Origin of the sequence: Mycobacterium haemophilum DSM 44634 (assembly GCF_000340435.2) — a bacterium.
Lineage (GTDB): Bacteria > Actinomycetota > Actinomycetes > Mycobacteriales > Mycobacteriaceae > Mycobacterium > Mycobacterium haemophilum.
Genome location: NZ_CP011883.2, coordinates 4,008,889 through 4,033,076, shown reverse-complemented (window position 1 = coordinate 4,033,076; position 24,188 = coordinate 4,008,889). Strand labels below are relative to the sequence as shown.

26 protein-coding genes, 1 tRNA gene and 2 pseudogenes are annotated in these 24,188 nt (G+C 62.6%); 10 read left to right on the top strand and 19 right to left on the bottom strand.

Going from position 1 to position 24,188, the window contains the following annotated elements; genetic code table 11:
• The first annotated feature begins 6 nt into the window (after positions 1–6).
• On the top strand, positions 7–1,320 hold the full coding sequence (locus B586_RS18880; RefSeq protein WP_054880811.1) for a M1 family metallopeptidase: 1,314 nt from the start codon (positions 7–9) through the stop codon (positions 1,318–1,320).
• A 24-nt stretch (positions 1,321–1,344) separates the two neighbouring features.
• Here the strand turns inward: B586_RS18880 and B586_RS18875 are convergent, their stop codons facing one another.
• Positions 1,345–1,731 (bottom strand): DUF2237 family protein, encoded by a 387-nt coding sequence (locus B586_RS18875; protein WP_047314839.1) that lies wholly within the window; start codon positions 1,729–1,731, stop codon positions 1,345–1,347.
• A gap of 88 nt (positions 1,732–1,819) precedes the next feature.
• The gene (locus B586_RS18870; protein ID WP_047314840.1) at positions 1,820–2,137 is read right to left on the bottom strand and encodes a PE family protein; all 318 of its coding nucleotides are present in this window, start codon (positions 2,135–2,137) and stop codon (positions 1,820–1,822) included.
• 267 nt (positions 2,138–2,404) lie between these two features.
• On the opposite strand from B586_RS18870, the gene B586_RS18865 reads away from it, so the two are divergent.
• The gene (locus B586_RS18865; protein WP_047314884.1) at positions 2,405–2,803 is read left to right on the top strand and encodes a hypothetical protein; all 399 of its coding nucleotides are present in this window, start codon (positions 2,405–2,407) and stop codon (positions 2,801–2,803) included.
• A 273-nt stretch (positions 2,804–3,076) separates the two neighbouring features.
• On the opposite strand, the gene B586_RS18860 is transcribed toward B586_RS18865, so the two are convergent.
• A complete protein-coding gene (locus B586_RS18860; protein ID WP_156406839.1) occupies positions 3,077–3,265 on the bottom strand; it encodes a hypothetical protein in 189 nt (62 codons plus the stop codon).
• Between the two features lie 68 nt (positions 3,266–3,333).
• On the opposite strand from B586_RS18860, the gene B586_RS18855 reads away from it, so the two are divergent.
• Together B586_RS18855 and B586_RS18850 are read left to right on the top strand one after the other, a co-directional pair.
• On the top strand, positions 3,334–3,726 hold the full coding sequence (locus B586_RS18855; RefSeq protein ID WP_047314842.1) for a YbjQ family protein: 393 nt from the start codon (positions 3,334–3,336) through the stop codon (positions 3,724–3,726).
• A gap of 127 nt (positions 3,727–3,853) precedes the next feature.
• Complete coding sequence (locus B586_RS18850; RefSeq protein WP_054880812.1) at positions 3,854–4,768, top strand: glycerophosphodiester phosphodiesterase family protein; 915 nt, start codon at positions 3,854–3,856, stop codon at positions 4,766–4,768.
• 849 nt (positions 4,769–5,617) lie between these two features.
• On the opposite strand, the gene B586_RS18845 is transcribed toward B586_RS18850, so the two are convergent.
• A complete protein-coding gene (locus tag B586_RS18845; RefSeq protein ID WP_054879134.1) occupies positions 5,618–6,346 on the bottom strand; it encodes an NYN domain-containing protein in 729 nt (242 codons plus the stop codon).
• A 394-nt stretch (positions 6,347–6,740) separates the two neighbouring features.
• Positions 6,741–7,187 (bottom strand): hypothetical protein, encoded by a 447-nt coding sequence (locus B586_RS18840; protein ID WP_054879135.1) that lies wholly within the window; start codon positions 7,185–7,187, stop codon positions 6,741–6,743.
• A gap of 120 nt (positions 7,188–7,307) precedes the next feature.
• On the opposite strand from B586_RS18840, the pseudogene B586_RS22945 reads away from it, so the two are divergent.
• A pseudogene (locus B586_RS22945) lies at positions 7,308–7,556 on the top strand (hypothetical protein); the annotation flags it as partial.
• Between the two features lie 34 nt (positions 7,557–7,590).
• On the opposite strand, the gene B586_RS18830 reads toward B586_RS22945, so the two are convergent.
• From B586_RS18830 to B586_RS18820, 3 genes are all read right to left on the bottom strand, one after another.
• Positions 7,591–7,680 (bottom strand) — tRNA-Ser (locus B586_RS18830).
• Positions 7,681–7,709: 29 nt separating this feature from the next.
• Positions 7,710–8,168 (bottom strand): nucleoside deaminase, encoded by a 459-nt coding sequence (locus B586_RS18825; RefSeq protein WP_054879137.1) that lies wholly within the window; start codon positions 8,166–8,168, stop codon positions 7,710–7,712.
• An 81-nt stretch (positions 8,169–8,249) separates the two neighbouring features.
• Positions 8,250–8,771, bottom strand: a complete 522-nt coding sequence (locus B586_RS18820) for a tRNA adenosine deaminase-associated protein (RefSeq protein WP_047314848.1) — start codon at positions 8,769–8,771, stop codon at positions 8,250–8,252.
• Between the two features lie 131 nt (positions 8,772–8,902).
• Here B586_RS18820 and B586_RS18815 point away from each other — a divergent pair, with 131 nt between their 5' ends.
• A complete protein-coding gene (locus B586_RS18815) occupies positions 8,903–9,847 on the top strand; it encodes a prephenate dehydrogenase (RefSeq protein ID WP_047314849.1) in 945 nt (314 codons plus the stop codon).
• Here B586_RS18815 and B586_RS18810 read toward each other — a convergent pair.
• The 5 genes from B586_RS18810 to B586_RS18790 all read right to left on the bottom strand — a co-directional run bounded on the left by B586_RS18810 (position 9,810) and on the right by B586_RS18790 (position 14,011).
• Entirely contained in the window at positions 9,810–10,409 is a 600-nt protein-coding gene (locus B586_RS18810) for a putative glycolipid-binding domain-containing protein (RefSeq protein WP_054879138.1), read from the bottom strand. The genes B586_RS18815 and B586_RS18810 overlap by 38 nt on opposite strands.
• Positions 10,410–10,499: 90 nt before the next feature.
• Positions 10,500–11,234, bottom strand: a complete 735-nt coding sequence (locus tag B586_RS18805) for an ABC transporter permease (RefSeq protein ID WP_054879139.1) — start codon at positions 11,232–11,234, stop codon at positions 10,500–10,502.
• Positions 11,231–11,920, bottom strand: coding sequence for an ABC transporter permease (locus B586_RS18800; protein ID WP_054880813.1), 690 nt, complete (start codon positions 11,918–11,920; stop codon positions 11,231–11,233). The genes B586_RS18805 and B586_RS18800 overlap by 4 nt, the downstream gene beginning before the upstream one ends.
• A gap of 13 nt (positions 11,921–11,933) precedes the next feature.
• Positions 11,934–13,037: an ABC transporter ATP-binding protein gene (locus B586_RS18795; RefSeq protein WP_054879140.1), complete on the bottom strand. Its 1,104-nt coding sequence runs from the start codon at positions 13,035–13,037 to the stop codon at positions 11,934–11,936.
• Positions 13,038–13,063: 26 nt separating this feature from the next.
• Complete coding sequence (locus B586_RS18790; RefSeq protein WP_054879141.1) at positions 13,064–14,011, bottom strand: ABC transporter substrate-binding protein; 948 nt, start codon at positions 14,009–14,011, stop codon at positions 13,064–13,066.
• 114 nt (positions 14,012–14,125) lie between these two features.
• On the opposite strand from B586_RS18790, the gene B586_RS18785 reads away from it, so the two are divergent.
• Positions 14,126–14,464, top strand: coding sequence for a LapA family protein (locus B586_RS18785; protein ID WP_047314886.1), 339 nt, complete (start codon positions 14,126–14,128; stop codon positions 14,462–14,464).
• A gap of 19 nt (positions 14,465–14,483) precedes the next feature.
• Here the strand turns inward: B586_RS18785 and B586_RS18780 are convergent, their stop codons facing one another.
• The 3 genes and pseudogenes from B586_RS18780 to B586_RS18770 form a co-directional block, all read right to left on the bottom strand.
• Positions 14,484–15,539, bottom strand: a complete 1,056-nt coding sequence (locus B586_RS18780) for a phosphotransferase family protein (protein WP_054880814.1) — start codon at positions 15,537–15,539, stop codon at positions 14,484–14,486.
• Positions 15,540–15,574: 35 nt separating this feature from the next.
• Positions 15,575–15,932 (bottom strand): annotated as a pseudogene (locus B586_RS18775) (histidine phosphatase family protein).
• A 190-nt stretch (positions 15,933–16,122) separates the two neighbouring features.
• Positions 16,123–18,003, bottom strand: a complete 1,881-nt coding sequence (locus B586_RS18770) for an alkyl/aryl-sulfatase (RefSeq protein ID WP_168162562.1) — start codon at positions 18,001–18,003, stop codon at positions 16,123–16,125.
• A 192-nt stretch (positions 18,004–18,195) separates the two neighbouring features.
• Here B586_RS18770 and B586_RS18765 point away from each other — a divergent pair, with 192 nt between their 5' ends.
• Positions 18,196–18,663 (top strand): lipoprotein LpqH, encoded by a 468-nt coding sequence (locus B586_RS18765; RefSeq protein ID WP_047314855.1) that lies wholly within the window; start codon positions 18,196–18,198, stop codon positions 18,661–18,663.
• 97 nt (positions 18,664–18,760) lie between these two features.
• Here the strand turns inward: B586_RS18765 and B586_RS18760 are convergent, their stop codons facing one another.
• The 3 genes from B586_RS18760 to B586_RS18750 all read right to left on the bottom strand — a co-directional run bounded on the left by B586_RS18760 (position 18,761) and on the right by B586_RS18750 (position 21,632).
• Positions 18,761–20,278 carry a sensor histidine kinase gene (locus B586_RS18760; protein WP_054879143.1) on the bottom strand — a complete coding sequence of 506 codons (1,518 nt, stop codon included), beginning with the start codon at positions 20,276–20,278 and terminating at the stop codon, positions 18,761–18,763.
• A complete protein-coding gene (locus B586_RS18755; RefSeq protein ID WP_047314888.1) occupies positions 20,256–20,960 on the bottom strand; it encodes a response regulator transcription factor in 705 nt (234 codons plus the stop codon). The genes B586_RS18760 and B586_RS18755 overlap by 23 nt, the downstream gene beginning before the upstream one ends.
• 219 nt (positions 20,961–21,179) lie before the next feature.
• Positions 21,180–21,632 (bottom strand): MmcQ/YjbR family DNA-binding protein, encoded by a 453-nt coding sequence (locus B586_RS18750; RefSeq protein ID WP_054879144.1) that lies wholly within the window; start codon positions 21,630–21,632, stop codon positions 21,180–21,182.
• Positions 21,633–21,775: 143 nt separating this feature from the next.
• On the opposite strand from B586_RS18750, the gene B586_RS18745 reads away from it, so the two are divergent.
• Positions 21,776–22,615 carry a glycoside hydrolase family 25 domain-containing protein gene (locus tag B586_RS18745; protein ID WP_054879145.1) on the top strand — a complete coding sequence of 280 codons (840 nt, stop codon included), beginning with the start codon at positions 21,776–21,778 and terminating at the stop codon, positions 22,613–22,615.
• A gap of 200 nt (positions 22,616–22,815) precedes the next feature.
• A complete protein-coding gene (locus tag B586_RS18740; protein ID WP_156406923.1) occupies positions 22,816–23,598 on the top strand; it encodes a thioesterase II family protein in 783 nt (260 codons plus the stop codon).
• Positions 23,599–24,188: the final 590 nt, after the last annotated feature.

Sequence of the window (24,188 nt, the reverse complement as noted above, 5' to 3'; positions counted from 1 at the left end):
ACCAAGATGATCCCGAAGGAAGTCGCGCCCGCGGTCATCGACCCGTACCTGCCGAAAAATGGCAACGCTGGCTACCGGGTGTCGCGTTATGAGTTGGAGCTAGAGTACCGGGTCGCGATCAATCGGCTGTCGGGATCGGCGACCATCACGGCGGTGACGCTGATGGAGTTGCAGCAGCTAACGCTCGACCTGTCGAATGCCTTGACGGTGTCGAAGGTTTCGGTGAACGGCAAGCCGGCCGCCCAATTCTCTTGTCGCGGAGGCAAGTTGCATATCCGGCTGGTATCGAAGCTGGCGGCCGGGGTGGCGCTGTCGATCGTGGTGCGCTACGGCGGTTCACCGAGACCGCTGCAATCGCTGTGGGGTGATGTCGGTTTCGAGGAGCTGACCAACGGTGTGCTGGTCGCCGGGCAACCCAACGGCGCCGCATCGTGGTTCCCGTGCAACGACCACCCCAGCGCCAAGGCCGCTTACCGCATTCAGATCAGCACCGAAAGCCGATACCGGGTGATCGCCAACGGCAAATTGGTGGCGCGACGGGTACGAGCTTCGCAGACCGTGTGGACTTACGAACAACCCGAACCGACATCGACGTATCTCGTCACCCTACAGATCGGCATGTACGGGACGACGCGGCTGGCTGGGGCGCCGGTGCTGATCCAGGCGGCGTTGCCGCAGCGGCTGCGCCGCGACTTCGAACACGACTTCATCCGCCAGCCTGAGATGATGAATCTGTTCGTCGAGTTGTTCGGACCATATCCGTTGGCGAACGGGTACACGGTCGTTGTTACCGACGATCCGCTCGAGATACCACTTGAAGCACAGGGCATTTCGATCTTTGGCGCTAATCACTGCGATGGCACCCGTGCTCACGAGCGTTTCATCGCCCACGAACTAGCGCACCAGTGGTTCGGCAACTCGGTGACCGCGCGTCGGTGGTGTGACATCTGGTTACACGAGGGATTCGCGTGCTACGCGGAGTGGTTGTGGTCCGAATACAGCGGCGGGCCGAGCGCTGACGAGCTCGCCCGTGGCCACCACGAGCAACTGCGCGAGCAGCCACAAGACCTGCTGCTCGCCGATCCCGGACCACGAGATATGTTCGACGACCGCGTGTACAAGCGCGGCGCGTTGACTCTGCACGCGCTGCGCGGGCTGCTGGGCGACGAGAAATTCTTTGCGCTGCTTAAGGATTGGACGACCCGGTATCGCCATGCCACGGTCGTTACCGATGACTTCACCGGTCTGGCCGCCAACTACTCCAGCAAGCCACTGCGGCCACTGTGGGATGCATGGCTGTACTCGACGGAAGTGCCGTAACTGACACGCGGTGGGTTGTCGGCGTTACAAGTTAGCCAGGTCGTCGGGAACGTCGATTTTGTGTTCTTGTAGCGCCTCGAGCGGGACCACCTCCAGGGTGCGCTCATGCGTGGACGCCAACACCACAGGGGCGGCGCAGCCGTCGTGGTGTGCCCGCAGCCAGTTCAACGCGGTCACGCACCAGCGGTCGCCCGGTAGCAGGCCGGGAAACCGATACTCGGGCACCGGTGTCAATAGGTCGTTACCGATAGAGCGTTGGTGCTCTAGGAACTCAGCGGTCATTACAGCGCAGATAGTGTGCCGGCCGAGATCCTCGAGCCCGGTCGAGCAGCAGCCGTCGCGATAGAAGCCGGTGAGTGGTTCGGTGCCGCACGGTTCCAGCGGGCCGCCCAGCACATTGCGATCAGGCACGTGCTTAGTATCGCGCTCCCCGGCGTGAGTTTGAAATGAACGCCTGATCCGCTGCCCACGCAGAAAAGCTCCACGCCCGATATGCGCCCTAAAAGCCGGCCAGCTCATTGGCCCGTATCGCGTTGCTCGCAGCCAGGTCGGCTTCCGAATACATCCGGGCTATCTGTGTTAACGTCTCGCCCGCTCGCATAAGTTCTTCGTGCGCTGCCTGGTTCATAGCCAGCATCTGATTAGCCTCCGCCGTGAAGAACTCCACCGCGCACAACGAGACCTCGTCGGCACCGGCGGGTGCCAGCGCCGCCAAACCGGTCGACACGTTCTGGCCAGCCTGAATGCCTTGCGTCGCGGTGTCGAGCACCTGCGAACCGACGGTGGCCACGGCCGGGTCGAACGACATGGGCTGCATTGGCGTACCTACCTCCCGTACCTGCGGCCGCTGTGTGAACACGCTTGGCTCCCACGCCACCGATGCCGTCAGGGTGAAACAGCGCCCCGCTGGTCACCGGTGAGATCGCGGAGCAAACAATTCTGCAATACTAGCAATAGGTAATAATTTTCGTCTACGAAAGTAGAAGAGTGCAATGATGTGGCGGTTGACACACCTGGCATCACGTTTAGCGGGTGCTGACCTTTGTCGAATGGTCAGTCGGGGGTGCGCGGTAGGTTCGTTGATGTGATCGTTACCGGGGCCTTCCTTGCCGAGGCGGCTGCGACCGTAGATAACAAACTCAATGTGCAGGGCGGCGTGCTGTCCAGGTATACGGTCGGGCCTGATCGGGCGGCCCGGTTTGTGCTTGTGGTGCTGACTCAGGCTGAGGCTGAGGCCAGCGATGGGGACCGTCGGCTTGACGTCGAGATTATGCCTCCGAAGCTTGACGAAGTGCCCCAATACCGACGCTTCGAGGTGCCAGAAGTCGCCATCGGCATGTTCCCGGGGTTCGCTTTCTTCGCGATCGAAGTAACCCTGCCTTTCGATGGCCGTTGGGTGATCGTGGTGACTTGTGGCAGCGGAGCGATCTCCCTTCCGCTGCTGGTGGATGGTTGGGTGCCGCCGCCGTCGCTAGGCATTTGAACGCGCCGGAGATAACCGGTACTGTGCCGCGGAACTTGTTGCGTAGTAACACTTTACGGCCTGCCTCAGCGGGCTCCTAGACCATGAAGTCCACTGCGGCTGCGAACGATCGCCACGATCGCCCAAAGACGAAGCCACCGATATGGGCGAAGAACGCGACCCCGCTGCCAGAAACCAGCCCCCGAGGAAGATCCATGCCGGGATCGTGATCGGGAACCACCCACGAACGTCAGGATGCGGGAGCCAGCACTGTTGCGAGGGCCGTCGCCGGCACTAGTTCGGTATCTGCGCGTCGGACGCAGGACCGAAGAGCGGGGCCATCGTGGTTTGCAGCACCGTCGCGACGAATCCGCCGGTGGGCCGCGATCCAGCCGACGCCCACGCATTCGACGCCCCCGCCGCGTCGCCGGTGAGTGCGGGTGCGATAGACCCGGTGCTCTCAGCGCGCCGCAGAACAAGCAATTGCCGAAACGGGACGGTACTCTGCAGCGGGAACCAGCCCAATCTCTTTTCTGCAGAAAGGTTGTCCGGTGCTCGTCGTCACTACCAATGACATTCCCGGTTGGGAGATCCAACGCGTCTGCGGCGAAGTCTTTGGCCTCACCGTCCGGTCGCGAAATGCTTTCTCCCAGTTCGGTGCTGGATTCAAATCGATGTTCGGCGGCGAGCTGCAGGGCATGACTAAAAACCTGGCCGAGAGCCGCAACGAGGCAATGGGACGGCTGATGAGCGAAACACGTAACAAAGGCGGCAACGCGATCGTCGGGATGCGCTTCGACACGACGGAGCTCGGCGACGTGTGGACCGAGATCTACGCCTACGGCACCGCGGTGTATGCCGTACCCATCACCGAAGCCGCTCGTTACACCGCCGCCCAACTGGGTTATGGGGGTGCCCCACAGCCGCAGCCTCTGCAGCACTAGCAGCTAGACCTCGCCGGTTGAGCCGCACGCGGTGTTGGTTGTTGCTTGGTCGGCGGCTCTAGTGGATGCTTAGTCGTCCGCTAGCAGGGTGGGAACGCGGGAAGGGAATCTCGGGTTGAAGACGGCTGTGTTGGGTGCGGCGGCGCTGGTGATCGCCTTGGGAGGGACTTGCGGTGTGGCGGATGCTTCGCCGCCTGTCCCAGTTGACGAGCCGCTGATCATCGCGCACCGCGGGGGTACCGGCGATTTCCCGGAAAATACCGTCGCGGCGATCACCAACGCGGTCGCATCTGGCGTGGATGGTGTGTGGCTGACCGTGCAGGCCAGCAGCGATGGGGTGCCGGTGTTGTATCGACCGGCTGATCTGGCGACGTTAACCGACGGCACGGGACCTGTGAATGCCAAGACGGCCCAGCAACTGCAGCAGCTCAACGCGGGGTGGAACTTCACCGAGCCAGGCGTCGATGGCTATCCGTACCGCCAGCGGGCCACGCCGATACCGACGTTAGAGCAAGCCATCGCCGTGGTCCCGCCGGATATGACGCTGTTTCTCGATCTCAAGCAGACACCGGCGCAGCCGCTGGTCTCCGCGGTCGCGGAGGTGTTGACCAGGACGGGCGCTGCCCCGCGGTCGACCATCTACTCCACCGATGCTGACATCACCAACGCGGCTTCTCAGCAGCAGGGACTGCGGGTCGCCGAAAGTCGCGATACCACCCGCCAGCGCCTGCTCAACATGGCGTTGAACCGTCGCTGCGACCCAGCACCCGAGGCAGGCAAGTGGGCAGGATTTGAACTGCATCGCGATGTCACCGTCACCGAAAAATTCACCTTGGGGACCGGTGTGTCTCAGGTGAACGCTGATTTGTGGGACCCGGCCGCCGTCGAGTGCTTCAAATCGCAGCCCGGGATGAAAGTCATGGGTTTCGCCGTGAAAACAGCCGACGACTACCAGCTTGCTAAGAAAGTCGGACTCGACGCTGTGCTTGTGGACTCTCCTCGAGCGGTCCAACAGTGGCGCGATGGCCAAGCCCGGCGGTAACTGAGCTAGCGGCGTCGCGCACATAACGCTCCGGCGATTTCTCGCTGGCAATTGGCGGTGGCGGAGGGATTTGAACCCCTATTCAGCTACCCTGGCCAAAAGGCGTGAAATCACGCTTGAACTGGATAACTACATCGCCATAATTCACGTTGGCTATCTGTGATTCAGGCGAGTTTGTGTCCAAAGTGTGTCCACGGAAGCGCCTTTAGGGGGATCGCCGCCCGCAGTTTCTGTGGCGTGTAGAGCGATCCTCTTTTACTACCGTGGTCGGCATGAAGTCCCCGACCAAGTAGAAAGGAGTTGCCGCCCCCGATGACGCTCGACACCTTCCGCTGCCCTGCGAAGGATCTGCACCACCGCTGTCTTGTGGGATGCTCCATGTGGTTGCGCCTTGAAGGCGACTCTGACGACCCCAACGCTTGGCATCCCATCAAGACCGTCGCAGACCACTTCGGCGACATCGATGCCTTCACCGTTGCGTTTCACGACGGGACGCCAGACATCGCATCTTGGTCACGCTCCACCCGCACTTCGGGCAGGTCGGCACCATCACCCGAATCTCGATACTGTCGTCGGCGACACGACCCTGTTGCTCTGGTTCCAACGTGCCCTCATGACAGTTGGGGCAGGTCTCATGCTCACCCATACGCGGGATGGTAGATCGCTTCCTTGCTATAGAGGGATCACAGACATGTGGCGTGTTCCGAACTGTCCGGTGGCCGGTTCAGAGACGTGTATTATGGCGACGACAGAATCGATAGCGTCAGCTCCGCCGACTGATGTCGGCTAGGCATGGCCCGGGCACCTGACCCAGGCGTTCCGGTCTAGCGAGCAGGCGATCGTGCCCACCTACCAGCCGATGGGTCGGTAGAACGGGCCCACAGGATTGGGCATCTGGTGGTTGTAATAGTCCTGGTCGCATAGCTTTCGCCACCAATGGTGGCCAGGCCCTTCATTTCGGTCGCCTTTGAGGGCACCCGCGAGAGGTTTAGCGCCCGGGTTCACCGTCCCGACCGGAACCATCGACCGCGCAATCGACAGGGGCAGAGCGAGATCAGAGTCATTTGAGATGACGATTGCGGCCTCGACATCACCGCGAAAGATGTCAGCAAGAAGATGTGTCGCGACGTTAACGTCGGAGCCTTTCTCCTCACGGTTTCGAACCGTCACCATGAACACATCGTCGTTCGCGTTAGTGACCCTGGTGATCGGGAGGCCCTTCCAGGTCTCGGCGCCTGACGGCACAACCAATTTGGCGCGACCATCGGGTAGCTCCTCAGCGAGTGGCAACCTCTTCGGCCAAGCCACGTAGTAGCCCAGCTCCAAGACATCGATAGAACCGTGCTCGCGGAGCGCCTTGATGTAGACGGATTGGTCTGCAAAAGCCCCGAGATTATCAGTCTGGTCAACGTAAGCAGTGCAGTACACGATGCGTTCAACTGCGGCGCCGTGCCATCGGCAAAGATCGGCGGCTAACGCCCGTATGTCTAGCCAGCGCCAGCCCGCCGTCCCGCGGCCACAGTGTCCCCGCATGCCGTAGTAGAGGTTGAACGCGTCAACATAGACGCCAACTTTCACATCGGTAACGTTAGCGTGAAGCGCGACATTGCCCAGAGAACGCGACATCGCCCAAGAGAAAGAAAAGACCCAGCCCTACGGAAAGGACTGGGTTGGTAATGCCAAACGTATGCCTACGGATGCCAGCGTGTCAACTACCACCTGCCTCACGTGTCACACTAGCCACTCGTGCTAGATCCCAACTTGTCAGGTAGCCCATTTTGTAACACCGTGGCCATCGCCTGTACAGTGGCCAGCCGTCTCCGCCCGACACACCCCACAGCGGCAACCGGCCTTGGTAACGGCGTCGATCACGTACCCCAACCCCGATCTGTCGTCACGTCGTTGCACTTTTCCGCCAGCGGTTCAGCACGGGCGCGGGGCCGAGGACCACGAGGTGGAACTGGCTAATTGGTTAGTTGCCACCTGGGGGTAGTTGATAGGCCTTAGACATCTGTTCGCCTTGACAGTCACCATCCCGGTACCACCCAACGGTCACACGCTGATCGATTGGCTGAAGAACCCGAATGACATCGAGTTCTACCGTGTCGCCGCGTTCGATAACAGGAACCACGTCGTCATCTGTGTCAACGAAGCCTCGCACAGCCTCGCCAGTCGCCGTGACGCAATACTTCGACGTGTCGGTCTTGTTTCGTAGGAGGCAGTTGGGTGCCCCCGGGATCGATTCGATAACCCAAGGGGACTGCTCTTTTGCGGTGAGCTTTGCTTCTGCAAGCCGCGCCTGCGTCTCATGAGCCTCGGCGGACCGCTTAGCCTGCTCCGCTAGCTGCTTGGCCGCGTTAGCTGCCCTTTCGGCCCGGTCAGCTGCGTCGGCGGCTTGCTTTCGCTTTGCCTTTGACATTCTCGACGACCGCCATGACAAAAGCCCGAAGGCGGTTGAAATGAATGCTGCGACCCAGGCCGGCACATTTCCCCAGTCCACAAGGACCGAGACTAGTGCTAGACCCGGCGCGGATAACACCCTCACGACCTACGTCATACGGCGGCCATTCACTCGACGTACTCGGCGATCATCAGCGCCGGGGCGAACGTGCTGGCGGTCGGCAGGATGCTCGGCCATGACAATCCACAAGTCACTTTGCGGACCTATGCCGATCTGTTCGATACCGATCTGGACAAGGTTGGCAATGCTTTGGACGCGGCCCACCGGAAAAGTGTGTCCAAACGGGATCCAAGGCGGGTCCGGCGGCTACAAGAAGTCAACGGATAGGGGCTGTCTAGCTGCACAAATACGGCAGAAAATTTGGCGGTGGCGGAGGGATTTGAACCCTCGGACGGTGTTTGCCGTCACACGCTTTCGAGGCGTGCTCCTTAGGCCGCTCGGACACGCCACCGTCGAGCAGCTTACCGAACCAGCGGCCCCTCACCCCAATCGCTGGCGGGCGAAGAATGCCTCCAGTGGTGCCGCGCACTCCTGAGCAAGCACTCCGCCGCGCACTGCCGGGCGATGGTTGAGCCGGCGGTCGCGGACCACATCCCACAGCGATCCGACCGCTCCGGTCTTGGGTTCCCAGGCCCCGAACACCAGCCGCTCGATACGTGCCAGGACCAGCGCACCCGCGCACATGGTGCACGGTTCGACGGTGACCGCCAGCGTGGTCCCCTCCAACCGCCACCCGTCACCGAGCACACCGGCCGCCGTCCGCATTGCCAAGATCTCGGCGTGCGCGGTGGGATCACCAAGGGCCTCACGGGCATTTACCGCCCGGGCGAGTTCGGTTCCATCGGCGCCGAGGACCACCGCCCCAATCGGTACATCGCGCGGCCCCGCCGTCGCGGCGACCCTCAGTGCAGCACGGATCAAATCTTCGTCAGTGGTCACGCTGCGCCCGGCGTCGCCATTAGTGGCGACCCGCTGCGCCCGGCTTCGCCGCGCTTGCGATCGCCACGGCCGCGCTTGCGGTCACCGACCGAGGCGGTCGATCACCGCCGACAGCTGCTCGGCGAAGCCCATCTCACGGGCGATGCGGCCCAGTTGCTCGTCGGCGTACAGGTCGGTCTGATCGAGGATGACCCCCAGCACCGCCTCCGGTAGCCCCACATCGGACAGCAATCCCAAGTCGCCTTCCTCAAAGGGGTCCGCATCTTCGAGGTCCTCGGGATCGATTTCGGCGTCTAAGTTGTCCAAAACTTCGGCGGCGATGTCGTAGTCCAGCGCAGCGGTGGCGTCCGACAGCAGCAACCTGGTCCCGGACGGTGCCGGGCGCAGGATGACAAAGAATTCGTCGTCGACGTCCAGGAGACCAAAGACTGCTCCCGCACTCCGCAGCTCACGCAGTTCGGTCTCGGCTGCCGTCAGGCTCGTCAGCGACTTGGCGGCCATCGCAGAACAGCGCCACTGGCCCTCTTCTCGCACCACCGCAACGCCGAAACCGTCCGGCGTGTCCGGCGCCGGGCCTTTCGCCGACGCCCGTTGTGCTCCCATGGGCGCCTACGCTAGTCGCCGACTGGGCCCCTTGACCAGATGACCACTCGTGACCGACGGCCCCTAAGGGCACCGCGACCCGCCAACTGTGCCAACCTTGGATGGTGGCTGGGACTGCGGCGGGGCGACCGGTGTGCGTGCTTGGGCTGGGATTGATCGGCGGGTCGATCATGCGGGCCACGGCGGCGACCGGTCGTGAGGTCTTCGGCTACAACCGCTCAGTGGAAGGCGCACAGGGCGCCCGCTCCGACGGTTTTGACGCCACCACCGAACTCGCTGACGCGTTGGCTCGTGCCGCGGACACCGACGCGTTGATCGTGCTGGCCGTACCGATGCCGGCATTGCCGACCATGCTCGCCCACATTCGCGAATTGGCGCCTAACTGTCCGCTCACTGATGTCACCAGCGTCAAAACCGCGGTGCTGGACTCGGTTGCTTCGGCTGGTCTGCTGGCCCGCTTCGTCGGTGGTCACCCGATGACCGGTACCGCGCAATCGGGTTGGGGCGCCGGGCATGGCGGGTTGTTCATCAGGGCTCCCTGGGTGGTCAGCGTGGACGACCATGTGGACCCCGAGGTGTGGTCGATGGTGATGACGTTGGCGTTGGACTGCGGAGCGCTGGTAGTACCGGCAAAATCCGACGAGCACGATGCCGCTGCGGCCGTTATCTCGCATCTGCCGCACCTGCTCGCTGAGGCGCTGGCCGTCGCCGCCGCTGAGGTTCCGCTGGCGTTCGCGGTGGCGGCAGGATCGTTTCGTGACGCCACCCGGGTGGCCGGAACCGCCCCGGACCTGGTGCGTGCGATGTGCGAGGGAAACTCCGGCCAACTGCTGCCGGCCGCCGACCGGGTCATCGAGTTGCTCTGCCGTGCCCGCGACTCCCTGGCCTGCAACAATTCGGTGGCCGAACTCGCCGAAGCGGGCCACGCCGCGCGCACGCGTTACGACAGTTTCCCGCGCTCCGATATCGTCACTGTCGTCATCGGCGCGGAGAATTGGCGCGAGGAACTGGCGGCCGCGGGCCGGGCAGGTGGGGTGATCAGATCCGCTCTGCCAAGCCTGGATAGTCCACGATGAATCCGTCGGCGTCGACGCTGACGATGGTGTTCGCGACCGGTGAACGCAACTTGATTCCGTCCAGGCGTCCCGAGCTGGTGTAGCTCACGGTGTCGGCTGCGACCGACATCTCCGGCACCCGCACATAGACCATCGGCAACGTGATTGCGGCCGCCTGTTCGTGTAGGCCGAGCCGGCGGATCGGCAGGGCGTTGAAGAACGGACTAAACACCACGTCGACGTCGAGCGCGCCCTCAAATGCCCCGCGCTTTTGCCCCTGATGGTCGGTCACCAACCACATGTTTTCCTCGTCCCGGGCGATAGCAAGCTGACGTTCCCGCTCGGCTAGCGTGACGGTCAACCCGAACCGCTTGGTGGCGCCGGTCTCGTCAGTCTGCACTTCGTAGAAGGCGCCGAACGCTGGGTTGGTTGCGGTGGCCGCCGCGACGATACGGCCATTAGCCCTAATGCGCTTGCCGGACAACTGCACTCGCACCGATTCCATGCGCGAGACATCCTGTGCGCGCCAGGTCAATATCGCCGGCCAGGGGGGCCGCGTCGGATCAGAGGGTGCTGCGGTCATGTGCGCCGCTCCTCCTCATCGCTTCGGCCCCTCGCCGTTACGCGGCTGGGAGGTACCCCCACTGCATCGTCGCCGGCACGGTTCACTCCTCTACCGTAAAACGTGTCCACGCACCGCGGCGCGCTTGTCGGCAAGTGTGCGCTCTCGCCGACCAATGCGTTTACGTAGTCGGCCGGTGCCGGGCACCGACACCCACACCGCCAACGCTAGTAGTACGTCAAGGATCAGCGCCAACGCGGCGACCATCAGCGCACCGACCAGGGCGAGGTGAAATTGGCGGATTTTGATCCCGTCGATCAGATAACCACCTAACCCGCCAAGGCTCGCGTAGGCGGCCACTGTCGCGGTGGCCACGACCTGCAGCGTCGCGCTGCGCAGCCCGCCCAGCATCAGCGGCAGCGCGTTAGGTACCTCGACCCGCAGCAGCACCTGGGCCTCCGTCATGCCCATCGCGCGGGCGGCATCGACCACCGTCGGGTCGACATTGGCGACGCCCGCGTAGCTCCCGGCGAGCAGTGACGGGACGCCCAGTAGCATCAGGGCGACCAGCGGCGGGCCCGGGCCCAGACCGAACAGCAGCACCCCCAGCAGCAGCACTCCCAGCGTCGGTAGGGCGCGCAGTCCGTTGACCGTGCCCACCACCAGCAGGGTGCCGCGGCCGGTGTGGCCGATAAGCAGCCCGATTGGGACAGCGAGTAGCGCCGACGCCCCCACCGCCACCGCGGTGTACTCCAAATGCTCCAAGGTGCGCGCGGCCAGCCCGACTGGACCGGTCCAGTTGTCGGCGGTCAGCAGATAGGACACCGCCTGTGCCACAAAGTTCATCGCGCGCCGCCCACGATCGGGGCCACCACTGAGCGCCGCCGACGGGCGGTGCGCGTAGCACGCTCCCAGGGCGTGACTAACCGGCCGGCGATATCGATGAGCGCGTCGATAGCGATCGCAAGCACGAACAGCGCGATGATGCCGGCAAGGATCTGATCGCTCTTGTTGGTTTGATAGCCCGCGGTGAACCAAGTACCCAAACTTCCGATGCCGATCACCGAACCCACTGAGACCATCGCAATATTGGTCACCACGACCACGCGCAACTCGGCGATCAACACCGGAAGAGACAGCGGCAGCTCGACTTTCAGCATCCGGCTGATTGGCGAGTAGCCGACGGCGGTGGCAGCGTCCCGCACCTGAGCGGGCACTGCGTCCAGTGCTTCGAGCACCGCACGCACCAGCAGCGCCGCAGTGTAGGCGGTCAGCGCAACCATTACGTTGGCCTCGTCGAGGATTCGGGTTCCGATGATCATTGGCAAGGCGACGAATAGTGCCAGCGACGGGATGGTGAACACGACGCTGGCGGTTGCCGTTGTCAGTCGTCGAGGAATCGGCGCGCGCTGCACTAGCACCCCTAGGGGCACCGCGATCACCAGCCCGAGCAGCACCGGGACTAACGACAGCCGCAGGTGCACCACCGCCAGCGCCCACGCGTCGTCGAGATGGGTAAGCAGATAGTGCATGCGCAGTCCCCGTTCAGGCTCGGCGCCGGGCTTTGACTGCGGCCAGCACATCGGTGGCCAATACGCCGCCGATGACGTTGCCTTCGCCGTTAACCGCGACGCCCACCGATGTCGGCGAGGACAGCGCCGCATCCAGCGCCTGGCTTAGATTCCCGCCCGGATGGAACAGCGAACCGATGGCACCGATGCTGTCGGACAGCGACGCGCCGGCACGGTGCCGCCGCAGGCCGTTGGCGTCGATCCAGCCCAACGGCGCGCCCTCGTCGTCGACGACTAGCACCCAACCGGCCAGAAGTTGAGTGCTTCCAGCATCGGCGAGGCCGTTCGCAGAAATTCGCTCGATACCGTGCAGTGGCAGTCCAGCCGCGTCGATGAGCTGCAACCACCGATAGCCACGGCCGAGTCCGATAAACTTCGTCACAAATTCGTTGGCCGGCCGCGACAGCAGCCGAGCGGGTTCGTCGAACTGCTGGAGCACACCGCCCCGCCCGAACACCGCTACTTTGTCGGCGAGCTTGAGTGCCTCGTCGATGTCGTGCGTGACGAACACAATGGTTTTGCGCAATTCGCTTTGCAGACGCAATATTTCGTTCTGCAGCTCGTAACGAACCACGGGGTCGACGGCCGAGAACGGCTCGTCCATCAACAGGATCGGTGGATCAGCGGCCAGCGCGCGTGCCACCCCGATGCGTTGTTGTTCACCGCCGGAGAGCTGCCCCGGGTAGCGAGCGCCCAGCCGGGGATCCAGGCCCACCCGTTCGAGCACCTCGTAGGCGGCTTTGCGAGCGGCCCGACGTGACTGGCCCCGCAGTACCGGCACCGTCGCGACGTTGTCGATCACTCGTTGATGGGGCATTAGTCCCGCGTTCTGGATGACGTAGCCCATTGAAAGACGCAGCTTCACCGGGTCGACACCGGCCACGTTCGCGCCGTCGACAGTTATGGTTCCCGAAGTCGGGTCGACCATCCGGTTGATCATCCGCAGCGCCGTGGTCTTGCCGCTGCCGGACGAGCCGACGAAGACCGTTAACTTGCCGTTTGGGACCTCCAAGGTCAGCCGGTCTAAGGCGGTGGTGCCGCCGCGGAATAACTTGCTGACTTTGTCGAAGCAGATCACTGCCTATTCCTAGCCTCTGCAAAACATCATTGGCCCAGCGTGTGGTTGAAGCCGTTGTCCCGCACCCAAGTCCGTGCTGCCTGGTCCGGATCAATACCGGAATTGCCCGACACTGCGGCATTGAGTGCGGCCACGCCGGAAGTGGTTAGCTTGGCTGAAACCGCGTCCAGTACATCTTTGAGACGGTCCGACTTTTTCTGCGAATTGACCAGCGGCACAATGTTGCCGGCCAGGAAGTTATGCTCTGGATCCTCGAGTGCCACCAGGTGATTTTGTGGGATGGCCGGCGATGTACTGAAAATGTTGGCGGCGGTCACCCTCCCCTCCACGAGGGTGCGCACGGTCACTGCACCGCCGCCGTCGTTGGTCGCCACGAAGTTGCCTGGGCTGATATCGAGTGAGTACTTTTGTCGCAGCCCGGGCAGCCCGGCCGGTCGGACTTGGAAGGCCGACGGCGCGGCAAACTTCACATCCAGCGAATGTGTGGCCAAGTTAGCGATCGTTTTCAAGTGCCACGCGGTGGCGGTCTGATTGGTGACAGTGACCGTGTCGGTGTCAGAAGCCGGTGCCGGCGTCAGAATTGACAGGTCCCCGGGCAGCCGCTTATAGAGCTCCAACTCGACTGCGTCGAGCACGGTCGCTGTGGAGTCAGGTTGGAAATACAGCAGCAGGTTGCCGATGTACTCCGGCACCAGGTCGATGGAATGGTCTTTGAGCGCCGGGATGTACGTCTCGCGGCTGCCAATTCCCATCCGCCGCCCGATGTCGAAGCCGTTGGCCTGCAACGCCTGTGCATAGATTTCGGCGACGATCTCAGATTCCGGGAAGTCACCGGAACCGACCACGATGGATGTCACGCTGCGGGTCTGCGCCCCGAGCGGATCGGAATTGCTGCAAGCGGCCACCAGGCACACGGTGACGAGCCACGCTGCCGCGGGCAATCTCGCATCACGCACGCGCCGCGGCATCCTCATACCGCCGACACTAACGTCAGAAACGATGTGGCGCTGCTGCATCTGCGTGCGCACTGGCAGGTTTCCCGCGTGGTTTGGTTCCATTCTGCCCGGGATGAGACCAAGATGGCAGCTATGACCAGCAATCCTTCTGGCTCGTCGAGTCAGCCAGTGCCGGCGCCCGCTGCCGGCCCGACACCTGGGGAACGGGCTGTCCCAGTCACCCGCGCGGGCGCCTTGTGGTCGGCATTGATTGCCGGCTTCCTGATCCTGATCCTGCTGCTGATTTTCATCGCCCAAAACACCACGTCTACACCGTTTACCTTCTTCGGCTGGCACTGGAGCCTGCCCCTGGGGGTGGCCATCATGCTGGCGGCCGTGGGTGGTGGGCTGCTAACAGTGGCGGTCGGCACCGCGCGGATCCTTCAGTTGCGCCGCACGGTCAAGAAGCATCACGCGGCGGCTCATCGGTGATGAGTTCCGAAGCCGCCGACTACATGCTCAGCTTGGCGAGCTCCGCCAGCCCTCGGGAAATCAACGGCGCCACGACGTCAGGCGTGTCGTCAAACGTTTCGTCTTTTCCGTGTGCTTGCTCCGACATACGTCTGCGAAAATCGATGCCCGCGGCGATGATGGCGAGCTTGAAATAAGCCAGCGCCATGTAGAACTCCCAATGCGCTAGCGGCAAGCCAGCAACCAGCGAGTACCGATCTGCAAGTTCGTCGGCCGTTGGTAGCAGCGGCGATGTCCAGGCGGCTTGCGTGTTGACGATCAGGTCCAGCGCGGGGTCGCGGTACACGCACATCAACGCCGCATCGCTGAGCGGGTCCCCTAGGGTCGACAGTTCCCAGTCCACCACGGCGCGGACCCGTGTCGGGTTGTCATCGTCCAAGATGGTGTTGTCGATCCGGTAGTCACCGTGCACGATAGAGGTGCGGCTCTGCTGCGGAATAGCTTGGCGCAGACCGGAATGCAGTCGATCGACGTCGGCGTCGCGGTGGTCGTCGGGCAGCCGTACCAGGCCCCATTGCGAACCCCATCGGCGCACCTGGCGTTCAAGGTATCCGCTGGGTTTGCCGAAATCGCCCAGTCCCACCGCGTTTGGGTCGACGCTGTGCAAGTCGACGAGTACTCGGATCAATGCGTCCACGCAACCGTCGATAACGAGACGGCTGCCTAACGCTTCGAGTTGGGCGCGCCGCCGCACCACTTGCCCGGCAACGAATTCGACGATCTGAAACGGTGCGCCCAGCACCGAGTCGTCCTGACACAGGGCGATGGTGCGGGCCACCGGAACTGGCGTGTCCTGCAGCGCGGCGACCACCCGGTACTCGCGGGCCATATCGTGCGCTGACGGCGTCAACCCATGCAGAGGTGGGCGCCGCACCAGCCAGTTCGTTTTGTCGTCGTAGACTCGGAACGTCAGATTGGAGCGGCCACCGGAGATAAAGTCCGCCCGCAATTCGCCAGCGCGTTCGATGCCGAACGAACGCAGATACCCGTCCAACGCGGCCAGGTCGAGCCCTTCGAGTCGGTCAGCTGTTGTCACTCGAACTTGTCTACCACCGCTGGTGTCGGCCGGGTTCACCACCGCTGATTTCTGGGCAACAGATCCCACACATGTTCGGCTGCGTTCACCGTCGCTACCGTTGCCTGACCGGACCGCGAATACAACAGTCGTGTCAGCGACGCGTAGTCGATGGGAAAAGACAACGGACGGGCGGTCCCCAGAATTTCGTGCAGCAGCGCGTTGATCACCCCGCCATGGCTGAACACCGCAACGGTGTCCTCCGGCTGCTCACCACCCGGGTGATGGGAAACCTGGCCAGCGCCGCGGGCAGGCGCGCGACCTGCGCCAAGCCTCATTCGACAGGTCGGGGTCGGAACCGTCGCCGTGTTCGCTGCGCAGCGGCAACGCATGCCGGATCAAGAGCACCTGCATGTTTCTTCCCATCGTGGTTGTCGAACGCCGGCGGACCCGCCAGCAGAGAATGTCATTCTCTGCATTGAGAGCGGGGTGTGCAGACAATGGTTAACAGTATCCGACGTTGTCTGAGCGTTGGGTGGCTTGATCTCGTCGCGATTTCAATCGGGCGACGACCATCACGGCAATCTCGGTGATGGGACGCGAGCTACGGCGTGACGATGTTGAAGTTGGGGTCCGGCTCGTCGAGCACACTCAGCACCGCCTGCAGTGCGGCCCGGTCTCCGGACAGTTCCAGCCCGGGCGAACTAAAGTCGCCCATCGCCATAGTCAGCAGTCGAAACTTGTTGTCCAACTTCACTGTAACGGCCGCTGTCACGGCTTCAGCGGTAACTTGACGGTAAATGATGACCCCGTTGCGTAAGGTAAGCCGGTAGTTGGTGTCCAGATCTGCGAAAGTGATATCGATGGCGATATTGAGATGCCAACTACGCGGTCCGTTGACACGGATGGCGAGGCTGTCGAAGATTTGCTCGGGCGTTAGCTGATTAAGCATTGACACTGATCCGGTCGTGCTGGCGGTGCCGAAGTTGCCGTCGCGCAATTCGGTTGCCCCACTCATGAAAAAGTTGCGCCATGTCGCATTTTCCGCACCGTAGGCCAGCTGCTCCAACGTGTCGGAGTACAGTGCGCGGGCCGCGGCGTGCTCGCTGTCGGTAAACATCGCGTGATCGAGCAGCGTTGCTGCCCAACGGAAGTCGCCGGACTCGAATGCTGCTTGGGCAAGTTCGACGACCCGGTTGATTCCGCCCATCGCATCGACGTAACGGGGCCCGATTGCTGATGGGGGGTGCGGCCACAGCCGGGCCGGGTTGCCATCGAACCAACCCATGTAGCGCTGGTAGACCGCCTTCACGTTGTGGCTGATCGACCCGTAGTAGCCATGGGTATGCCAGGCCTGTTCCAGTGCGGGTGGCATTTGGAACATTTCGGCGATCTCAACACCCGTGTACCCCTGGTTAAGCAGTCGCAGCGTCTGGTCGTGCAGATACGCATACATGTCGCGTTGCAGTGACATGAACTCGACGATGTTCTTCCGGCCCCAGGTAGGCCAATGGTGCGAGGCGAACACCACATCGGTTCGGTCGGCGAAGGTGTCAATCGCCTCGGTGAGGTAGCCCGCCCAGGCGTGCGGATCGCGCACCAGCGCGCCCCGCAGAGTCAGCAGGTTATGCAGGTTGTGGGTGGCGTTCTCGGCCATACACAGGGCACGGAACCGCGGGAAATAGAAATGCATCTCGGCGGGGGCCTCGGTGCCGGGCGCCATCTGGAACTCGATCGCCACGCCGTCGATGGTGTGTGTTTCACCGGTCGTCCGGATGTCGATGGTCGGCACGATGACGGCGACCTGGCCGGTGGACGGAGCCTGGCCCAGCCCGCAGCCCACCTGGCCTTGGGGTCCGCGGGCCAACAGGGTGCCATACATGTAGGTCGCGCGCCGGGTCATCGCCGGACCCGCGTAGACGTTCTCCTGCACCGCATGCTCGACGAAACCTTCTGGCGCCAGCACCGCTACCGTGCCGGCATCCACGTCCGCTTGCGAGGTGACGCCCAACACGCCGCCGAAATGGTCGACGTGGCTGTGGGTGTAGATAACCGCGACGACGGGACGGTCACCACCGCGATGGGTGCGGTACAAATCCAGTGCCGCAGCGGCCACCTCGGTGGATACCAGGGGATCGATGACGATAATCCCCGTGTCGCCCTCGACGAAGGTGATGTTCGAGATGTCGAAGCCGCGGACCTGATAGATACCGGGAACCACTTCGAACAGCCCTTGTTTGGCGGTTAGGGTCGATTGCCGCCAGAGGCTGGGATGCACCGACGTCGGTGCCGGGCCGCCGAGGAACGAGTACACGTCGTTGTCCCACACCACGCGGCCGTCGGCGCCTTTGATCACGCACGGAGACAGAGCAGCAATGAATCCACGATCGGCGTTGTCGAAATCCGTGGTGTCGTGGAACGGCAAAGTGTGTTCGCTGTGGGACGACTCGATGACTGCGGTAGGCGGTTTGTGGTCCACCGTCAATACCTTGCCATTGACCCGGCCGTCCGGGAAAGAGCGGCGTAAACCCTCCTATCTGGGCAAGAATCAGGCGACGAGCTAAGGGCTATCAAAATAATTTTTCGCGGAAGTCTTTTGTTCGGTCGTGTTAACCCGCATACTGCCGAGACGGTCCTCAATGCCGATGGACCGCAAAGATCGAGCAAAGGAGAACAGGTGAAGCGTGGACTGACGGTCGCGATAGCCGGAGCGGCGATTTTGGTCGCGGGTGTTTCTGGCTGTTCGAGCAACAAGTCAACTACCAGCAGCGGGACCTCCAGTGCAGGCGCCACATCGGCTGCTGCCGGTGGGCCGACGGTCATCATCGACGGGAAGAACCAAAACATCACCGGCTCGGTCGTATGCACAACTGCAGGTGGGACCGTCAACATCGCGATTGGTGGGGCCGCGACGGGCATCGCCGCCGTGCTCACCGAAGGCAACCCTCCCGAGGTGAAGTCCGTTGGGCTCGGCAACGTCAACGGCGTGACGCTGGGATACACGTCGGGTACCGGCCAGGGCAAGGCCTCGGCCAGCAAGGATGGCAATCGCTACAAGATCACCGGGACCGCCACCGGCGTTGACATGGCCAACCCGATGCAGCCGGTGAACAAGCCGTTCGAAATCGACGTGACCTGTTCCTAACCACGCGCCCGGTGACGATGCGGGCCGGGACGGCCCGCTGTGGGGGCACCTCCCGCTTGCGGGGGAGAGCCGGGCAATCCAGCTCAGTGACCCACAACTAGCAGGCGGGCGGTTGCCACCCGTTGAGTGGCAACCGCACCGTGAACTCGGTATGACCGGGTGAGCTGTGCACCGTGATCGTCCCGTTGTGCGCCTTGACTACCGCAGACACGATCGCCAGGCCCAACCCGGTGCTGCCGCCTTTGCGGGAGCGGGAGGAGTCGCCGCGGGCGAACCGCTCGAACACCTCCGACTGAAGCGTCACCGGAATGCCGGGGCCGTTGTCGATCACCTGCAGCACGCTATGGCTGGGGTCGGTGGTCAACCGCGTCGTTATGAGGGTGCCGGCACCGGTGTGGATGCGGGCGTTGGCAAGCAGGTTGGTCACCACTTGGTGCAACCGCGCCCCATCGCCCGGAACAACCACTGGCTCTTCGGGTAGGTCGAGCTCCCACTGGTGATCCGGTCCCGCCACGTGTGCGTCGCTGACTGCGTCAACGGCCAGTCGAGACAGGTCCACCTGTTCGCGTTCTAGCGGGCGACCGGAGTCCAGCCGGGCCAGCAGCAGTAGATCCTCGACGAGGCGCGTTATCCGCTCGGTCTCGGACGCCACCCGACTCATTGCGTGTGCGACCGCCTCCTGCTCCCGACCACCCTGGCCCATCCGTTGTGCTAATTCGGTATAGCCGCGGATCGCGGCCAACGGTGTGCGCAATTCGTGACTGGCGTCGGCGACGAACTGGCGCACCCGGGTTTCGTTGGCCTGCCGTGCCTCTAGTGCGGCCGCGATGTGGTCGAGCATCCGGTTGAGGGCCGATCCGAGTTGACCCACCTCCGTATGCGGGTTTGCGTCCGGTTCGGGCACCCGCACCGGCAGCGCGACCTCGCCGCGGTCCAGCGGCAGATCGGCCACCTGACTCGCGGTTTGGGCGACGCGTCGCAGCGGCGCCAGCGCCCGTCTGATGATGAGTATGCCGGCGGTTATTGCGGCGGCCAGCGCGATCACGGTGACGATTGCAAAGATGATCAACATCCGAAGCATGGTGGAGTCAACGCTTGCCATCGACAGGCCGGTGATGATGACGTCGCCTCCGTTGCGGCTCGGAGCGGCGACGACGCGATACCGACCGAGATCGTCGAGGTCCAAAGTCGCCGGCGTGCGGCTGCCGGCGATCCGTTCCAGCTGGGCCTGGGCGGCTGGGGTCAATGCGGCGCGGGAACCGCTGCTGGTCAGGTAGCCGGCATCGACTGTCTTGCCGTTGTTGATCACCGCGGCCACCATGCCGGCCGGCTGGCCCGGGGCATCGAGGAACCTCGGACCGGGTCCTGGCCTCGGATAGTACGAATGCTCGCGTCGCCACCCCGGACGCTTCGGTTCGGGGTACATCAACGCGGAGCGATAAGAGGTTCCGCCGAGCTGGCTGTCGAGCTGCGCCATCAGATGGTGGCCCAGGGCTAGTTCGGTGGCAGCGATAATTCCCACGCACACCACGGCGAGCACCACGATCTGCCCGACCAACAGCCGCAGCCGAAGCGACCAAGCCCGCCAAGCGTTAGCGGGCTGGCTTGAGGACATAACCCGCGCCGCGCAGCGTGTGGATCATCGGCTCACGACCGCTGTCAATCTTCTTGCGTAGGTAGGAAATGTAAAGCTCGACGATGTTAGAGCGGCCGCCGAAATCGTAGCTCCATACCCGGTCCAGGATCTGAGCCTTGCTCAGCACTCGCTTGGCGTTGCGCATCATGAACCGCAACAGCTCGAACTCGGTGGAGGTCAACGAGATTGGTTCGCCAGCGCGCATTACCTCGTGACTGTCCTCATCCAACACCAAGTCGCCGACCACCAGCTGCGCACCGCTGTCTACCGTCGTCACCCCGGTGCGCCGCAGCAGCGCCCGTAACCGCAGCACTACCTCCTCGATGCTGAACGGTTTGGTGACATAGTCGTCGCCACCTGCGGTTAGCCCAGCGATGCGGTCTTCCACCGCGTCCTTGGCCGTCAGCAATAGCACCGGCAGCCGCGGGTTGTCTTCGCGCAATTTGTGCAGCACGTCGAGCCCGCTCATATCGGGCAGCATTACGTCTAGAACAACCACATCGGGTCGCTGCGCGCGGGCCGCCACGACCGCCGATGATCCATCGCCGGCGGTGACAATGTTCCAGCCCTCGTACCGCAACGCCATCGACACCATCTCGGCGAGGACAGCTTCATCGTCAACAACCAGCACGGTGATTGGGTTGCCATCGGCACGGCACATGACAACACGCTCAACCGCGGTTCGGGAATGCGTCACAGGTTCCAGTATCGGTGTGCGAATGAGTCGATGCTATGGCGTTCCTTTGTGTGCGCTGTGGAATCGTCGCGCCTGACCGCGACGGGACACACCGGCCACCGAGTGTGAATCCGGCGACGGCATCACGGCGTGTCGCGTCGCCACCTTCACATTCGGTGCGGGTCGCAGGGATGTCGAGCGACGTTAAGTACCGTTCTGGCGGGGCTCGACGTCGGCCGGCGTTACTGACTGTTGGGCGGCGAACCATGCCGCGGCGCGCTTCTTCGATGCTCGGGACAGCCACGCGTCCTGAATCAACTCGGTTAACTCGGTGATGCTGATTTCCGACAGTCGGCTGGCCCGCACCAGTACCGAAGGATGTCCATCGAAGTGGTCTGTGCTGAAGAACGGTGAAGCCGGGTCCTGGATCAGCGCCAGCTTGTCGCTCTCCGACTCCACCCAAATCATGATGACGTCGGTGTAGCGTTCGCCGGTATCGGGATCGGTCGCGTCGGGCTGGGGGGTGCGGAAGAATACGAACGACTTTCCGCCCACTTGATAAATGGCATTGCCCTTTGGCCCTTCCAAACGGGTAATGTGCGGCATCGACGAGGCAATCCGACGCACATCGGCAACGTGGGCGGGTCGATTAGCCATAGCGGCGACAATACTGAGCGCGTTCCCTGGCGTACTGGGTTTCCCGCTTCGACCTTTGAGGAAAATCCTGCTGTTCAGTCGGAACTAGGGCATAGTTAACAGCGGGTAACAGGCAGATAGGCGTTCGCCCGGAAAGAGCCAACTTGACCGACACCTTGTTCGCTGACGTATCCGAATATCAAGTGCCCGTGGATGACTCGTATCCGTATCAGGTGCTTTCGATCCGCGTTTGCGACGGCACGTATCAAGATCATAACTTTGCCGCCAATTATGGCTGGATGCGCGCCGCACTGGACAGTGGGCGAATGACCTTCGGGATCGTCTATACCTATGTGCGCCCGAATTGGTCGGCCAACGCCGATACGGTGCGTTCGATGATCAATGCTGGCGGCGGATTGCATCCCCAGATCGCACTGATGCTTGATGTGGAATCGGGCGGAAACCCACCTGGCGACGCGTCGAGCTGGATCAACCAGTTGTACTGGAACCTCGCCGAGTACGCGGGCAGTCCCGCGCGAATCATTGGTTATGCCAACGCTTACGACTTCGCCAACATGTGGCGGGTGCGTCCATCTGGCCTGCGTGTCATCGGAGCCGGGTACGGGTCTAACCCGAACCTGCCTGGACAAGTGGCGCATCAGTACACCGACGGTACGGGTTATAGCCCTAATCTGCCGCAGGGATGTCCACCATTCGGCCGGTGCGATATGAATTCTGCTGACGGGCTGACAGCGCGACAGTTCGCCGCCGCCTGCGGCGTCACAACGATGGGAGGCTGGCTGATGGCGCTCACTGACGACGAACAAGCCGAACTGCTGTCAAAAGTCCGCGATATCTGGGACCAGCTGCGCGGACCCAATGGCGCCGGCTGGCCGCAACTTGGCCAGAACAGCCGAGGCCAGGATCTCACGCCGGTCGACGCCATAGCAGCGATCAAACAAGATGTGGAAAACCTGTTGCCCTCGTCGTCAGCGTCGGCCTAGCGCGCCGTGCCGAGATGAAAACTGTTCGCGGGATTGCATTCTCGATGTCGTGATGCTGTCGAGGGGGTGCGTCGTTGCCGCCGCGGGTGCGTCGTCGACGCGAGTGCGTCGGCTCTAGGGCGGGTTAGCGATCCCAGTAACACATCCGGTAGCGCCGTCAGATAGGACTACGTCGTCTTATTTTGACGTTCGAGGTGTCGGTGCATGGTCTTGGACCAGGGTATGCTGGCGCGGTGAACGGGCACTCGAACAACGGCAAAGGTGGCGAAAATTCTACCGCGCCTACGCTATATATTTTCCCGCATGCGGGTGGAGACGCGGCATATTATGTCCCATTTTCCCGGGAGTTTTCAGCGGACGTAAAGCGGATCGCTGTCCAGTACCCGGGGCAGCGCGACGGGTATGGCCTGCCGCCGCTCACTAGTATTCCCGCCCTGGCTGATGAAATCTTCGCAATGATGAAGCCGTCGGCTCCGACGGGCGATCCAGTCGCTTTTTTTGGTCACAGTATGGGCGGAATGCTGGCTTTCGAAGTGGCGTTGAGATTCCAATCGGCGGGGTATCGTCTCGTCGCCCTGTTCGTCTCGGCTTGTTCGGCTCCGGGTCATATCAGGTACCAGCAAATCAAGGATTTTTCCGATAACGACATGCTGGACTTGGTCGCCCGCATGACCGGCATGAATCCGGATTTTTTTGAGGACGAAGAATTTCGTGTCGGGGTGCTGCCCACGTTGCGGGCGGCCCGCGCCATTGCAGGCTATAGCTGTCCGCCAGAGACGACGGTGTCGTGCCCAATTTATGCGTTTATTGGCGATAAGGATTGGATTGCGACCCAAGAAGACATGACGCCATGGGGTGAGCGAACGACGGGAGAGTTCGCGATTCGGGTGTTTCCTGGGGACCATTTCTACCTCAATGACAATTTGTCAGAGCTGGTATGCGATATAGAAGACAAAACGCTCGAATGGTGTGATCGAGCTTAGCTGAGTCTACGGGCTGGGGATCGGACGGCGTCGCACCGCTAGCTCGTTGTCCACCGTCATGCGCCAGGGCCGGTGCAGTCGGGGTGGGTGTGAATCTCGTTACAAATGGGCATCAGTCTCAAAGCTGGCCGCGGGTCCCGTCTAACTCGAATCGGCTATCGGCCGACCGTCGTCCATTGATGTACCACAGGTCACACCAGTGGCCGCAGAAATCGCGGGTTGGGACCATCGGTCCAGCTGATAGACTCGAGCATCTGTCGACGACGTGGCCGATCGCTGGCAAGCATCTGGATTTTCCAAATAATGCACGCAGCTGTCTCGGGAGGCGATTACCGTACATACAAGGTCTAGTTGTAGGGGAACGGGTTTAGTCAAGGGACAGTAATCTGACACCATGCAGATGGGCTTTGGTAGGCACGCCGACGTGCCTCGATAGCAGAGTTGCGTAATCGTCAGAGCAGCCTGGTCAGCTCAGACCGCGAGGTTTCCCAGCGTCGGGAAGTCGAGCTGTGCGATCCATCGGGGGTTCACACGGTGCGGGCACATCATGAACGCGGTCAAGCCAATGAGCTCTCAAGCCGAACGGAAGG

Bases quoted from the DNA above. Each gene is read 5' to 3' on its own strand.
- B586_RS18880 (WP_054880811.1), top strand. From the start codon at position 7: ATGATCCCGAAGGAAGTCGCGCCCGCGGTCATCGACCCGTACCTGCCG.
- B586_RS18870 (WP_047314840.1), bottom strand. From the start codon at position 2,137: ATGCAGCCCATGTCGTTCGACCCGGCCGTGGCCACCGTCGGTTCGCAG.
- B586_RS18840 (WP_054879135.1), bottom strand. From the start codon at position 7,187: ATGTCAAAGGCAAAGCGAAAGCAAGCCGCCGACGCAGCTGACCGGGCC.
- B586_RS18820 (WP_047314848.1), bottom strand. From the start codon at position 8,771: ATGGGAGCACAACGGGCGTCGGCGAAAGGCCCGGCGCCGGACACGCCG.
- B586_RS18810 (WP_054879138.1), bottom strand. From the start codon at position 10,409: ATGACCGCAGCACCCTCTGATCCGACGCGGCCCCCCTGGCCGGCGATA.
- B586_RS18805 (WP_054879139.1), bottom strand. From the start codon at position 11,234: ATGAACTTTGTGGCACAGGCGGTGTCCTATCTGCTGACCGCCGACAAC.
- B586_RS18800 (WP_054880813.1), bottom strand. From the start codon at position 11,920: ATGCACTATCTGCTTACCCATCTCGACGACGCGTGGGCGCTGGCGGTG.
- B586_RS18790 (WP_054879141.1), bottom strand. From the start codon at position 14,011: ATGAGGATGCCGCGGCGCGTGCGTGATGCGAGATTGCCCGCGGCAGCG.
- B586_RS18785 (WP_047314886.1), top strand. From the start codon at position 14,126: ATGACCAGCAATCCTTCTGGCTCGTCGAGTCAGCCAGTGCCGGCGCCC.
- B586_RS18760 (WP_054879143.1), bottom strand. From the start codon at position 20,278: ATGTCCTCAAGCCAGCCCGCTAACGCTTGGCGGGCTTGGTCGCTTCGG.
- B586_RS18755 (WP_047314888.1), bottom strand. From the start codon at position 20,960: ATGTGCCGTGCCGATGGCAACCCAATCACCGTGCTGGTTGTTGACGAT.
- B586_RS18750 (WP_054879144.1), bottom strand. From the start codon at position 21,632: ATGGCTAATCGACCCGCCCACGTTGCCGATGTGCGTCGGATTGCCTCG.